Source organism: Pseudoalteromonas sp. Of7M-16 (assembly GCF_022347805.1).
GTDB classification, from domain to species: Bacteria; Pseudomonadota; Gammaproteobacteria; order Enterobacterales; family Alteromonadaceae; genus Pseudoalteromonas; species Pseudoalteromonas luteoviolacea_F.
On the sequence record NZ_JAKRFY010000017.1, the window covers coordinates 62,364 to 76,714 of the forward strand.

Genomic DNA, 14,351 nt, shown 5'->3' on the forward strand with positions numbered 1-14,351 from the left:
AGTACAAACGAACTCTAAAATTTGAAATAAAACCCCGCCTAACGACCTGGCCCCAAAATTAAGGAGGGGATTATCTCAGTATTCTATTCAACATTTCAAGTCAAAAGGCGTAAAATCCGCCTTTATTTGTTAATTTGTCACCATTACAAATTGTCATTCATAATTCTGGGCGTGACAAAAATCAATAACTCTCTCTTTTCATTAATCTCTTTGGTGTTTCTAAACAACACCCCAAGATACGGCACATCTCCAAGAAGTGGTACTTTACTCACCGCATTTGTTGTTTCTTGTTGGTAAATACCGCCCAGAACAACAGTTTGGCCGTTGTCGACCAACACTTGGGTCTGGATTTGTTGGGTGTTAATTGCCACAGCAGGACCATTGGCGGTTTGTACTGTATCACCTCGCGTATCTTGAGTGATAATTAAATCTAAAATAATTTTATTATCTGGTGTAATTTGCGGTGTTACTTCCAAACTTAACACGGCCTTTTTAAATTCAACAGACGTTGCCCCACTAGAGGACGCTTCAACAAAGGGGATCTCGGTACCTTGCTCTATTCGGGCCGTTTTCTGGTTGGCCGTTGTGATACTCGGCGTGGCAATGATTTCACCTTTATTTTCTTGCTCAAGTGCCGACAACTCTAAGTCTATTAACGTGCCGTCAGACAGCTTGGCAATGTGCATACCAACACTCGCAGCAGTAGCAGGCGCGGGTAAATTCACATTCAATCTATCTTCCAGTCCCGGGATCGTCCCGCCAGACAGTAAATCAGCAGCAGTTAAATTACCAGATAATGCATCATTGCCCTGCTGATCGCTAAATCCCCAACGGATCCCCAAATCTTCTTGAATATTATCCGTCACGGTCACCATACGAGACTCAATACGTACCTGTTTGACAGGTACATCGAGTTTCTCAACCATCCGCCTGATACTTTCGATACTACGTGCGGTATCTTTAATTAATAATGTATTTGTTCTCGCATCGACAGAGACGCTACCACGTAAACTGATAATTGAGTTTACGTCAGTTTTAAGCAAGTCGGAAAACTCTTGTGCCTTTGCATAGTTCAACTGAATATATTCAGTATACAAAGGCTCTAGTTCCTCTACTTGTTTTCTCGCTTGCAACTCTTTTGCTTCTCGCGCACTCAACTCCTCAGAAGGTGCAACCATCAAGATAGAGCCTTCCATGCGTTTATCAAGGCCTTTAACCCGTAACACCACATCTAGCGCTTGATCCCACGGAACACCATCTAAGCGCAACGTAATATTACCCGATACAGAGTCACTGGTTACCAAGTTAAAATTATTGGTATCCGCAATTATCTGTAACACAGAGCGAACCGGGATATCTTGAAAGTTTAAGGTGATAGGCTGTCCCTGATAGGATTTGCTTTCACCAAATTGAAATTCATTACTGTCTTTCTCAACTGTCAAAGTGAAAATATTTTCTAGCTGCTGATAGTTGAATTTAAACGCAGAATTTGGCTCAATCACTATTCGCGTTTTAGTATCTTCTCGGAACGTTTCAATTTTACCAACGACTGTGCCAAAGTCTGTTACGTCCAACTCATATAAATGTTCATCCGGAATACTTATATGATGGAAATCAGCGATGATCTTATCACCCACTTGTTGCACATCTATTGCACTTTGCGCCGAATCTAAAAATGCGAGGATCTGTGCCGCCCCCTCTGAGGTGCGTTTAAAGTCAATACTCTGAATCCCATTAATATATTGACTTGCTTGCTCAACTGAACTCTCGTCTGGAATTGGTTGATCTGACACCTGCAGATACACCAAGTTATTTTTGACCGTTGTCTTATATAACTTTAGCTCTTCCAACATGATAGTAATTTTAAAGCCGTCAGACTCCATATTACTTTTAATTGCTCGGATCCCAGCTTTGTTAATTGCCAATTCCTTGAGGCTTTCTTCGAATTCCGCACCGACAAAAAACAGTTCCAATCGCGCTGGTTCACTCAAAACTTGTACTTGAGGCTCGGTTTCAAGCTGCTCATCGAACACCAACTGTAATTCAGTCTCTCCCGAGGCAATTGGGTTGTAACGTACATCATAGAGCATGGGGATAGCATGAGAGAGCATAGAAGCTCCTAAAAATGCACCGCCAATTAATGTTTTCGCAAAACTATTTGCTAGGTTGCGCGTCATAGTCGTATCACCTTTTTATTATTCACTCGCGCCCATTTCTTCAGCTTCAGGCATCTCAACTGTTGTGAGTCGCTCTTTCCAACAACCAGTACCGTCAGGGATAAGCTCCATTAACTCAATTCTATCAGAGTGCACACCTACTACTTCGCCATGATAGAGCCCCATATATTGCCCCTCTCGGATCCTATACAAACCTTGGTCAGCCGCTTTGATCAATGCCCAAGTTGTTACTTCTGTTGCAATTATGCCTTTCATAATAAGGTTGTCCAATGGGTATTTTTCCAGTGGATCTCTCAGTCTTTCGGGATCAGGATGAAGACAATTTTTAATTTGTACTAACCGACTCTCAATCACCTCAGGCTGCGGGGCAACAAAAGGACTTCGCAGATCAGATGCCTGATATTGGAAATGTTCAAAGCTCATCATTTCAGGAATTGGCTCTATATAAGGCGTTGCACTGGCTTGGACCCGATCAATAAACTCTTTTTGTTCTGCGGTATCATCATTGCATCCGGCAATAAGCAGTAAAGTGAGCAAGGTTGGCGCAAGCCGAATCATTGACTCTCTCCTTGCTCATATCGATAGGTTTTGGCGACCACACCAAAAACCAATGCGTTATTTCCCGCGTTTTCAATTCTAAAATCATGCAAGCTCACTATTCGAGGTAGCTGCGCAACTTTACTGACGAATTCGCCAAATTCATGGTAAGTACCGACAACTTCAAGATTTATTGGCAGTTCTGTATAAAATTCTTTTTTAACTTCTGGCAACCAACCTATTTTTAAAAAGGTTAAACCACTGGAAGTACCCACATAGGTTAAATCATCCAATAAGCCGGGAGTTTCATTAGAAGTCGGCAATTTTCTAAGCAATTGGGAAAATTGGTCTTCCATATCCAACATTTGCTGTCGATACAACTCTAAATTATTTGCTCGGCCATACTTGATGCGGTAATTCTTACGTAGCTCTTGTTCTTTGCTTACTGCCGATTCGTACCTGTCTATCGACGTTGAAACCAACATAGTGTAACCAATAATCAGCATCACCAATACAACCAGCGAACAACAGATGATTTTAACGGGTAGTGGCCACTCACCTATATTATCTAGCTCAACTTCATTCCAGTCGATTTCTTGCAATGCTTTGATATCAAGCTTCACGATTTAGGTACTCCTGATTCGGCGCTGCTATTTTGTTGACGCTCAAGCTCCATCTGTTCAAAAGATTTAACGTAAAAGTGCATCATAAAATCACTCAGTAACCTGTCGTCATTACTGCCTGCCACGATGCCTTGAATAACCGGTTTTTCTAATAAGTAAGATGACTCCACTGCGCGAAGCATTTGCGATAAACGATTATTAGATTCACTGCGCCCGACAACTTTAATCATATCTTCAGTGCGCTCCAAGCTTGTCAGATAAACACCAGCTGGCACTACCCGAGCCACTTCATCAATAATCTGAGTACCTAAGTTTCGGTTGCTTTGTAATACTTCGATTAATCGAATTCTGCGCTGCAAATTTTCTTTTTGTTTATTCAGTCCTTCAATCTCGCCAATCCGCTCATCTAATTTAGCTATTTCACCTTGGAGGTAACGATTTTTTATTTCCTGACCCTGTCTTAGGCCATCATAAAACGTGCCCATTAGATACATAAGTGCCAAACTGGTCGCGACAATGACGGCTAAAATTGTCAAAAACTTTTGTTGTGATGCCTGTCGTTGCTGCTCTCGCCAAGGGAGTAGATTTATATGTGGCATGCAGAAAAGCTCCTCAATGCCAGTCCCGTCGCTATCGAGAATTGCGCACTATGGCGGTTAAGTACACTTCTATCTACTTTAGGAGCAATTTCCATATTCGCAAATGGATCCCCAATAATGCTATGCACACCCAACTCATCAACTAGTAGTCTGTCCAAGCCTTCAACGAGTGCAGTTCCACCAGTTAAAATAATGTAGTCCACTTGGTCATGCCCACTGGTGGTCATAAACATTTGCAGCGCTCTCCTTATTTGCTGTAAGAGAGAAGTTTGAAATGGCGCTAGTACTTCAAAAGTATAGTTTGGAGGAAGATCACCTGTTGTTTTTGCAAGTTCAGCTTCATCAAAAGTTTTATTATAGTAAGCAACAATGCTGTTAGTATATTGTTCACCGCCGAAAACTTGGTCTCTTGTATACAAAGTTTTGCCCGACTGTACCACACTAATCAAGGTAACAACCGCACCGATATCAATAATCCCGACAACTTTGTCATATGCATCTGAAGGCAATTGCTCATAGAGCACATCCACTGAGCGTGCCAAGGCATAGCTTTCAACATCAACCACCTTGGCTTTGAGCCCAGACTCTTCGAGTGCACCAACCCGGGCCTGCACACTTTCTGTTCGAGCAGCAGACAGCAGTACATTCACTTTTGATGGATCCGCTTCATTTACTGACAGCTTTTCGAAGTCCAAACTGACTTCATCCAGTGGATATGGGATCAAGCTATCCGCTTCAATTGCAATTTGAGACTCTAGTTCAGCATCAGTTAACGAAACATCCATAAAAATCATTTTCGTGATGACTGTTTGACCAGATACAGCAACCGACGCAAACTGTGTGCCTTTGGGAAGACGCTTTTTTAGTTTAGCGATAACACGACCAATTGCTTCGATATCTTGAATAGCGCGCTCTTTCATTGCACCTTTTGGTAAAGGCTCTATCGCGACAGCTTCGACTCGGTAACCTGCACTGGACTCGGCTAGCAACACGGCTTTTACACAGTGTGAGCCAATATCTACTCCAACCATCATTGGTGCGTGCTTTTTAAATATTTGATCGAACATGCAATTTACCCAAGTATTTAAATTAGTCGTTATTTTGGCGCTCTCGGTTAGAAGTTAACATTTGATACGCCTTAAGTATTATGCATTATACTTACCAAACAACAACGGTGCATTATTTAACACCTGTTCGGGTTGAAGAATTTACGCAAAAGTTATTAATCGTTTTTTAATCAGGATATACTAACAGCGTCCACTTGCAATTGGGAGTCTCACTAGGGATAAATTCGTGAATTTATTAAAAAGATTATTACAGACTGTTTTCGTTTTTGGCCTTTTTGGCGTACTGATTCTAATCGGCTTGTATTTCTATGTGAAATCCGATATTCCCAGCGTCAAAGTACTCAAAGATGTTCAGCTACAAACTCCAATGCAGGTCTTTACACGCGACGGAAAACTCATCAATCAATTTGGTGAAAAACGCCGTATACCAGTTAAAATCACTGATGTCCCAGAGCCTATGCTCAATGCATTCTTGGCGACCGAAGACAATCGTTTTTACGAGCACTTTGGTATTGATCCTATTGGGATTGTGCGTTCGTTTATTGTCTTAGTTAGCACAGGGCAGAAAAAGCAGGGGGCAAGTACCATCACCATGCAGCTTGCAAGAAATTTCTTCTTGACCCGAGAAAAGGCTTATATACGTAAAGTCAAAGAAATCTTTATTGCATTGCATATTGAACGATTGTTGAGTAAAGATGAAATTTTCGAGCTCTACCTCAACAAAATCGAATTAGGCCACCGCTCATTTGGTATTGGGGCTGCTGCACAAGTTTACTATGGTAAAGAACTCAATGAGTTGACCTTACCTCAAATGGCCATGATCGCTGGTCTACCAAAAGCCCCCTCAGCACTAAACCCGATACGCAACCCCACCCGAGCCAAAGCGAGACGAAATGTGGTATTGGGCAGAATGCTTGCCGAGAAATACATTACACAAGCCGAATACCATGCCGCTATTAATGCGCCAATTACAGCAAAACGACATGGTGCCGAAATAGAGCTATACGCCCCGTATATTTCAGAAATGGTGCGCGCATACATGGTTGAAAAGTATGGTACTGACACTGCCTATAATTCAGGTTTCAGGGTCTATACCACTGTCGATGCAGCCGACCAAGCTGCAGCGCAACAAGCACTCATCAACAATTTACACGACTATGATAAACGTCATGGCTTCAGAGGACCCAATGCCCGATATTGGCAACCGGAAGAGACGCCGTGGACAACACAGCAGATCACCGCACGACTGAAAAAAGTGAAAGCTATCGCGCCACTTCATGCTGCTGTGGTAACGGCACTAGAAGAGCAAACAGCCTCCGTTGTTATGCCTTCGGGCAACACCGTCACGCTTGACTGGGCCGCAATGAATTGGGCTAGGGCATATATCACAGAGCGACGTCAGGGTAGAGCGCCAAAAGTTGCCAGCGATATTCTCGCTCCCGGTATGCAAATATGGGTGCGTCAAGTCGAACAAAAATGGGTTCTCAGTCAACTTCCACAACCGGCCAGTGCACTCGTGTCTCTTGACCCTCAAAGCGGTCAAATCAAAGCGCTTGTGGGTGGTTACAGCTTTAAGCAAAGCCAATACAATCGGGCAGTTCAAGCAAAGCGCCAAGTTGGGTCAAACATTAAGCCTTTTATCTACTCCGCAGCCTTAGAAGGTGACTATACCCTTGCTACAATCATTAATGATGCGCCTATCAATCACTGGGATAACAGTCTAGGCGTGGCTTGGCGACCTAAAAACAGCCCGGATGTATACAGTGGCCCAATTCGTATTCGAAGAGCATTGGCGCAATCTAAAAATGTTGTGTCAATCCGCTTAATGCGTGGCGTAGGATTAAATAACACTGCAGATCACATTCTCAAGTTCGGATTTAGTGACGAAGATGTGGTACGTAGCGAATCTCTCGCCTTAGGTAGTGCTGCGATGACCCCCCTTGAAATGGCAAGAGGAATGAGTGCATTTGCCAATGGTGGGCATTTGATTGAACCATATTTTATTGACAGGTTAACCGATGCGTTTGGCAATGAATTAGGCACGGCAAGTCCATTGCGTGTATGCAGTGAAGAAGCACTGGAAGCCGATCCATATACATGCGCACCCAGGATCATTTCGGAAAAAAATGCCTTTTTAGTCGCCGATGCCTTGAAAAGCGCTATCTGGGGCGGCGGCAGTTGGCGACATAAAACAGGTTGGACCGGCACAGGTTGGCGAGCTCAGACACTGAAGCGAAAAGACTTAGCGGGCAAAACCGGTACAACAAACAATGCCGTTGATACGTGGTTTACCGGATTTAACCAAAATATACTTACCACAGTTTGGGTTGGGTTTGATGATGCCAGCAAACCACTCGGTCGCGCGGCTTACAATACTAACTTGGGCAAAAAGCAGATTGTGGGTGGAGAAGCAGGTGCTACGACGGCGCAGCCTGCCTGGGTGAGCTTTATGCGCCATGCGCTCAAACAAGAACCATTGGCGCCCATTGAACCGCCACCTGGGCTTGTATCAATACGTATTGATTTAAAAACGGGTCTACTGAGTGAAAAAAATGACTACACCAGCCGCTTTGAGTATTTTGAACGAGGAACCGCCCCGACAAAATATGTTTTAGATTCAGGCAGTAGCACACCTTTTGATGATAGCCTGCCAGCGTCAGAAGAATTATTTTAGACAACAGAAAAACAAAAAGGCCATGCAGTGCATGGCCTTTTAAATTGGCAAAATATCGTTTAAGTAAACAACTCTATTATTTGAGCTTCTGTGTTAACCAATATAAATCAGAGTGGATCCCCGCTGCAGTCACCTCTTTACCAGCGCCCGGACCTTGGATCACTAACGGGTTACTTTCATACCACTGGCTGGTGATCACAAAAATATTGTCACCAGGGGTTAAATTCGCAATTGCACTGCCAGCCTCAACATAGGCGATACCAACTTTAGCGCTAACCTCACCTTGCTCATCGATATCTAAAGCCCCAGTATAACGCAGCGCCTTACCTTCAGATTGCGACTGCTCATAACGAGACTGATAGAATGCATCTAAGTCCTGACGCTTAGCGAGAAAAGAATCCCAATCACCTGCCGCCAAATGCTCCGGCATCAACGGTTCTAGTGCAATATCTTCAACATCTAATTCAAGCCCTAAATCTCTGGCCAAAATAAGCAATTTACGCTGCATATCTCGACCTGATAAGTCTTCTCTCGGATCCGGTTCGGTATAGCCCATGCCCTGCGCTTCTATCACCAAATCAGAAAAAGGTTTAGAGCCGTCAAAACTACTACACAACCAAGACAGAGTTCCGGAGAACACCCCCTCTATGCGCGTCACCGCATCACCGCTATTTTGTAAATCAGCCAATGCAAAATTGATCGGTAACCCGGCACCAACACTCGTATTATAACGCCAGTGTAAGTTGCGCTCTTGTAATTGCTCAAGTAGTTTTCCATACCAAGCTTGTGCTGCCGTCCCAGCATATTTGTTGGCACTTATCAAATGACAGTCATGTGCCACAAAACTCGGATACATATCGCTAAAAGCATCACTGGCTGTAATATCAATCACCACTTTGTGCTCGTAGTCTAGTTCACCGATACGCTCCAGCAGATCTGACTGCTGATAGCTTTGTGCTTCGCTTCGCCATTGCTGTTGCCAGTTTTGAATATTGATACCACTTGGGCAAAACAACATTTCTTTAGAGCGAACCAAAGCTACAATCTTGAGATCAAAGTTTGCCTGTAACTTTTCAACTTGCTTTTGACATTGCTCAACGAACACTTCGCCCACATTGCCAAGGCCCGCGATGATCACAGCTAATTCTCGACCTTTATTGACGACCTTGTCATGTAAAATAGCGAGCACATCGCTATCGATAGATTGATCTGTCAAAAATAATGCATAACGCCCGTCACTGTGTGTAAAACGCACCACCACATCTTGCTGCTCTAAAACCGCAGCCACTTGCTGAGTTAACTGATGTGTTTCATGGCTCGGTGCCACAATTGCCAATCCTCTCAAGTGAGACTCAACGATATTCCCCCTGCCTTGCAAGTGGCTAGCTACGGCATGGGTGTCATTGCTCGGCACTAAGAGATAATCTTCACCACCTTTGCTAAAGTGGTGAATACTATGTTGTATTAATTGGCTTAAGGTCCGCACCTCACCTGTAGCAAGTCCTTCAATTCGAATTAAATCGAGTTCCTCGAATGTGGTTATAAACCGCTTATCTTTGCTATAACCTTGTTTAACAATTTCCGTGCCTACGGCCTCAGGGTCATAACTGCTACGCACTTGAAGTTTAATGTTGGTATCTTTCAGTGGTGATAACGTTTTTGCATGCAGTACTGGATTACCCAAACGAGCTAGCAGATTCGCTTGCGCTCTACAAACCTTAGGGTATTTAATTGCTGAACTAACTTTACGCGGATCGGTGCTGAACACACCATGGGTATCTGTCCAAATTGATACTGCCTGCGCATCAATATAATTAGCCAACAGGGTTGCGCTATAATCACTGCCATTGCGGCCCAGAGTAATGGTATTACCATCACAGTCTGAGGCAATAAACCCAGTCATTATGTGAATTTTATCGCCACTTAATTGTTCGATACACGCTTGTTTATTCTGTGCATGTAATAATTGACCTTGATGCTGGGTAAATAAGCTTCTCGCATCCACATCAAGCGCACTGACATTTAATGTCGACAATAAATGTGCTAACAGACGTGCAGACCATACTTCACCATGTGCCAATAACGATGCTTCATGCAAGTTAAGATCTGCTGCCGCCTTTGCAATGCTCTGTAATTCATCTTTTAATTTTTCTAACAGAGTATTTGCCTGCTGACTTGTAAACAACTCTGTCAGCAGTTGATTTTGATGGTTTTCCACCTGCAATAAAATGTCATTAAAGGCATTGTCATCTTTTTGTAAATAACTTTGCCATAACTTCACAAGCGTATTTGTGGTTTTACCCGCCGCTGACACAACGACACAATCACCTCTTTGGCATTGGCCTAAAATGATATTAGCAACCGCTTGATAGCGCGCTGCAGAACTAAGGCTAGAGCCGCCAAATTTGTGTACTACTTTTGTCATATTGTTACCATAAAACCGTATGTGCAGGGGATAATTTAAAGTCTTTGGCATCGTCAGAATTACCGCTTACAGGACTGTACACCTTTTTAAACGCTTGCTCAAGATCTGCTAACAAATCCTCAACGTCTTCAATTCCAACGGAAATTCGGATTAACGTATCGCCTACGCCCGCTTCAAGTCTAGCCTGCGGATCCATGCCTGCATGGGTCATCGTAGCTGGGTGACAAATCAAACTCTCTACACCACCCAAAGATTCAGCTAGCGAAAATTGGGATAAAGAAGTTAAAAATGCAGCCGAATCTTTTAGACCCCCTTTGATGTCAAAACTCACCATGCCGCCAAATCCATGCTGCTGCTTTTTAGCGAGCGCATGCTGTGGATGAGAAGCCAAACCAGGATAATAAACTTGTTCAACGTATGGAGAAGACTCTAAATACTGAGCTATCGCCAGCGCATTGTGCTCATGCTGCTTTAAGCGCACTTTTAAAGTTCTAAGCCCACGCAGTGTTAAATAGCTGTCAAAAGGAGAGCCTGTAATGCCGATATTGTTTGCCCACCAAGCAAGTTCTTCACCCAATTCTTGCGTGCGAGCAATGACAGCTCCACCAACAACATCTGAGTGACCATTGATAAACTTAGTCGTAGAGTGCACAACAATATCCACACCAAAGGCAATAGGGTTTTGCAGCGCTGGTGACAAAAATGTATTGTCCGCAGCGACCAAAGCGCCACAACCGTGCGCTGCTGCCACTACCGCTTCAATATCTGTCAGTCTTAATATTGGATTACTCGGAGTTTCTATCCAAACGATCTTAGGTGCAATATCCGCAATTTTTTGCAGACTCTCAGGCTGAGTTAAATCAAGTACTTCTACTTTTAATAAGCCACGCTTTTCTAAAGAGGTAAATAATCGATAACTACCACCATAGCAGTCATGCGGGATCACCAAAGTATCGTCATGGTTTAATAACTGTGTCACAAGGTGAACCGCTGCCATGCCAGTTGCGGTAATAATGCCTTTTTCGCCACCTTCTAGCTGAGTGAGTGTATCGGCTAAAATATCTCGATTTGGGTTGCCACTGCGACCATAATCATAATCCCGCTTTTTATCAAAATCAGCAAAAGAATAGGTCGTAGAGAGATATAAAGGAGGCACAACTGCACCATGATGCTTATCTGCATCTATGCCATTTCTCACGGCAATCGTTGACTTGTTACTTTGGCTCATAGGTCACCTAGATACTTGGATGTTTAGACGTCTAAAAGGTTAGATGAACAATTGTGAGATGTCAAAACATTTATACTTCTATATGGCTAAATAACTAGTATTTGACTATCTTATTCAAACCGATAAAATTTCGCCACGAAAGCGATAAAGGATGCCAATAAGACTGAATCTTTGACCTAATATGGCAAAAGACCGAGTATTCTGCCAATTTCCTGTACAGTACACAGCGATTAGCTTGGTATATAGTACAAACCGTCAGCAGTGCACTCAGCAAACAAAATCCAGTCTTATTCACATTCAAGGTAAACACTGAGGCAAGTACACAATTATGGCTAAATGGAACGGTGAATATGTTCACCCATATGCAGAACACGGTAAAAAATCAGAACAGGTGAAAAAAATCACTGTTTCAATTCCTTTGAATGTACTTAAAGTACTGACAGATGAACGGACTCGTCGACAGGTCAACAACCTGCGCCATGCGACAAATAGTGAATTATTGTGTGAAGCGTTTTTACATGCGTTTACTGGCCAGCCTTTGCCAAATGACGAAGACTTAAGAAAAGATAATCCAGAAAAGATCCCAGCAGAAGTTCGCGAGATTATGGAAAAAATGGGATTGGATATCCCTGAGATAAACGAAGAATAATAAGTTCCTTTTAAGTATAAAAAAGCCTCACGAATGTGAGGCTTTTTTATATCACGTAATACACACTAAGCCTCATTCAAGACTTAGCTGTAAAATTTATGCCATGTAATTTTCAGGTAGTTCAATCTGTGCAACACCTGAGTCAATTGCAGCTTGTGCAACTGCTTTTGCAATACGAGGTAGTAAACGTGGATCCATAGGCTTTGGAATGATGTACTCTGAGCCAAATTCTAAGCTTTCTACTTCTGCTGCAACCAATACTTCTTCCGGTACAGGCTCTTTTGCAATACTTCGAATAGCTTCTACCGCCGCAATTTTCATTTCATCATTGATAGCAGTAGCGCGTACATCTAATGCACCGCGGAAAATAAACGGAAAGCACAGCACGTTATTAACTTGGTTTGGATAGTCAGAGCGGCCTGTCGCCATGATTAAATCGTCACGAGCACCATGTGCCACTTCAGGGCTAATCTCTGGATCTGGGTTCGAACAAGCAAAAACCACTGGCTTATTAGCCATCAGTTTAAGGTCCTCTGGTGAAAGCAGATCAGGGCCTGATACACCAACAAATACGTCGGCCTCAGCAATAACATCCTGCAGCGTGCGCTTATCTGTGTTATTAGCAAATAGCGTTTTATACTCATTTAAGTCATCACGACGAGTATGAATAACACCTTTGCGGTCTAACATGTAAATGTGTTCGCGTTGAGCACCACACTTTATTAGCAGTTCCATACAAGCGATTGCGGCTGCACCAGCACCCAAACAAACAATGATCGCCTCTTTGATGTCTTTACCTTGGATTTCCAAAGCATTTAACATCCCAGCAGCAGTTACGATAGCCGTACCATGCTGATCATCGTGAAAAACAGGAACATCACAACGCTCAATTAAAGCTTTTTCAATTTCAAAACATTCTGGCGCTTTTATGTCTTCTAAATTAATACCGCCAAACGTGTCTGCAATATTTGCAACTGTGTTGATAAAGTCTTCGGTCGTGCGGTGTTTTACTTCGATATCAATCGAATCTAGACCTGCAAATCGCTTGAATAAAAGCGCTTTACCTTCCATTACAGGTTTAGACGCCAAAGGTCCTAGGTTACCCAGACCTAAAATAGCAGTACCGTTACTGATAACAGCAACCATGTTGCCTTTACCTGTGTATCGGTATGCATTAGCAGGATCTGCTGCAATTTCGCGCACCGGCTCTGCAACACCTGGGCTATAAGCTAAGGCAAGATCTTTGACGGATTCAGCAGGTTTTGTCAGTTCAACACTGATTTTACCTGGGACGGGGTGAGCGTGGTAATGTAATGCTTTTTCACGTAAATCTGACATGACGCGATTTTTTCCTACGAGAAGTTAAAAGTGAGAGTGAGATAAAAATTCGCTAACTGCTTTCAACAATACCTCTTTTGAAAATTAATTCAAGCACTATCAGGTCTATCCTGTTAGACGATATTTTTTGGTATTTAGCGACTTTTAAGCTACTTTTCATCAAAATTTACAGCAATAAATTAACGGTAACATCCGCATTTCTTGGCCATGAAAGGTTAATTTATATGCAAAAAAACCATATATAACGAACAAGAATCAATTCACTAACAAAACCATACAGTTAAAAGAAAATAACTACATTTAGTGACATTTAGATGAATTTAACTAACTTTAATTAAAAATTAAATAAGCATAACTATTCAAAACAAAGACAGTTTTAAACACACATCTCACATTTTGCTTCATAATTTCAGTGCAAAAAACACATTAGAGTTGTGCCAATTAAACAGTTTAGTTAGACACATGCTATAGAACAAATATGGCAACTTTTTAATACAATACCAAATTGCACATTATTTTTATTGGTAGGAGTTATGGGATCGCTGGAATGAGGGAAACAAGTGGTAGAACGAAAAAAGCACCCGTAGGTGCTTTCTTTCACTTACTAAGCACTGATTAACGCTTAGCAGATAGCGCACCGAAGCGCTTGTTGAAGCGATCAACACGACCACCAGTATCAAGGATCTTCTGCTTACCAGTGTAGAACGGGTGGCAAGAAGAACATACGTCTAGGTGAATGTCTTTACAAAGTGTTGAACGCGTCTCGAATTTGTTACCACAAGAACAAGTTGCTGAGATCGTCTCGTACTTAGGATGAATACCTTCTTTCATAGGAAACCTCTAATTTAAGGCCGTATCGCTCTCCAAACCCGAAGTTTGGCACCATACGTCGTTATACAAATAAATTGGACGCGTATTTTAGGACTTTCATGCTCAAACTACAAGCAATAAATTAGTATCTAACTAGATTTTTATTATTCCTGTTTGCTATCCGGAATTTACCCTCACAAGTAGAAAGTGATGAGGTATACTCT

Annotated in this window: 11 protein-coding genes; 2 read left to right on the plus strand and 9 right to left on the minus strand. The window is 42.5% G+C overall.

The window, feature by feature from the left end; translation table 11 throughout:
* Positions 1–143: 143 nt before the first annotated feature.
* Genes MHN81_RS17270 through MHN81_RS17290 form a run of 5 tightly spaced genes read right to left on the minus strand, consistent with a single transcriptional unit; the run spans position 144 to position 5,003 of the window.
* Positions 144–2,177 carry a type IV pilus secretin PilQ family protein gene (locus MHN81_RS17270; protein WP_023397688.1) on the minus strand — a complete coding sequence of 678 codons (2,034 nt, stop codon included), beginning with the start codon at positions 2,175–2,177 and terminating at the stop codon, positions 144–146.
* Between the two features lie 18 nt (positions 2,178–2,195).
* The gene (locus tag MHN81_RS17275) at positions 2,196–2,735 is read right to left on the minus strand and encodes a pilus assembly protein PilP (RefSeq protein ID WP_023397687.1); all 540 of its coding nucleotides are present in this window, start codon (positions 2,733–2,735) and stop codon (positions 2,196–2,198) included.
* Complete coding sequence (locus MHN81_RS17280; RefSeq protein ID WP_023397686.1) at positions 2,732–3,337, minus strand: type 4a pilus biogenesis protein PilO; 606 nt, start codon at positions 3,335–3,337, stop codon at positions 2,732–2,734. Before MHN81_RS17280 ends, MHN81_RS17275 begins: the two co-directional genes overlap by 4 nt.
* Positions 3,334–3,936: a PilN domain-containing protein gene (locus MHN81_RS17285; protein ID WP_023397685.1), complete on the minus strand. Its 603-nt coding sequence runs from the start codon at positions 3,934–3,936 to the stop codon at positions 3,334–3,336. Before MHN81_RS17285 ends, MHN81_RS17280 begins: the two co-directional genes overlap by 4 nt.
* Entirely contained in the window at positions 3,924–5,003 is a 1,080-nt protein-coding gene (locus tag MHN81_RS17290; RefSeq protein WP_023397684.1) for a pilus assembly protein PilM, read from the minus strand. Before MHN81_RS17290 ends, MHN81_RS17285 begins: the two co-directional genes overlap by 13 nt.
* Positions 5,004–5,229: 226 nt before the next feature.
* Between MHN81_RS17290 and MHN81_RS17295 the strand changes: the two genes are divergently transcribed.
* Positions 5,230–7,677, plus strand: coding sequence for a penicillin-binding protein 1A (locus MHN81_RS17295; protein ID WP_239426302.1), 2,448 nt, complete (start codon positions 5,230–5,232; stop codon positions 7,675–7,677).
* Between the two features lie 76 nt (positions 7,678–7,753).
* Here MHN81_RS17295 and metL read toward each other — a convergent pair whose 3' ends face one another.
* Both metL and metB read right to left on the minus strand, forming a co-directional pair.
* Positions 7,754–10,102, minus strand: a complete 2,349-nt coding sequence (metL, locus tag MHN81_RS17300) for a bifunctional aspartate kinase/homoserine dehydrogenase II (RefSeq protein ID WP_239426303.1) — start codon at positions 10,100–10,102, stop codon at positions 7,754–7,756.
* 4 nt (positions 10,103–10,106) lie between these two features.
* The gene (gene metB, locus MHN81_RS17305) at positions 10,107–11,330 is read right to left on the minus strand and encodes a cystathionine gamma-synthase (protein WP_239426304.1); all 1,224 of its coding nucleotides are present in this window, start codon (positions 11,328–11,330) and stop codon (positions 10,107–10,109) included.
* Positions 11,331–11,658: 328 nt separating this feature from the next.
* On the opposite strand from metB, the gene metJ reads away from it, so the two are divergent.
* Positions 11,659–11,979 carry a met regulon transcriptional regulator MetJ gene (gene metJ, locus MHN81_RS17310; RefSeq protein ID WP_023397680.1) on the plus strand — a complete coding sequence of 107 codons (321 nt, stop codon included), beginning with the start codon at positions 11,659–11,661 and terminating at the stop codon, positions 11,977–11,979.
* Positions 11,980–12,075: 96 nt separating this feature from the next.
* Here metJ and MHN81_RS17315 read toward each other — a convergent pair whose 3' ends face one another.
* Together MHN81_RS17315 and rpmE are read right to left on the minus strand one after the other, a co-directional pair.
* A complete protein-coding gene (locus tag MHN81_RS17315) occupies positions 12,076–13,317 on the minus strand; it encodes a malic enzyme-like NAD(P)-binding protein (protein WP_023398432.1) in 1,242 nt (413 codons plus the stop codon).
* A 615-nt stretch (positions 13,318–13,932) separates the two neighbouring features.
* Positions 13,933–14,148: a 50S ribosomal protein L31 gene (gene rpmE, locus MHN81_RS17320; RefSeq protein ID WP_023398433.1), complete on the minus strand. Its 216-nt coding sequence runs from the start codon at positions 14,146–14,148 to the stop codon at positions 13,933–13,935.
* Positions 14,149–14,351: the final 203 nt, after the last annotated feature.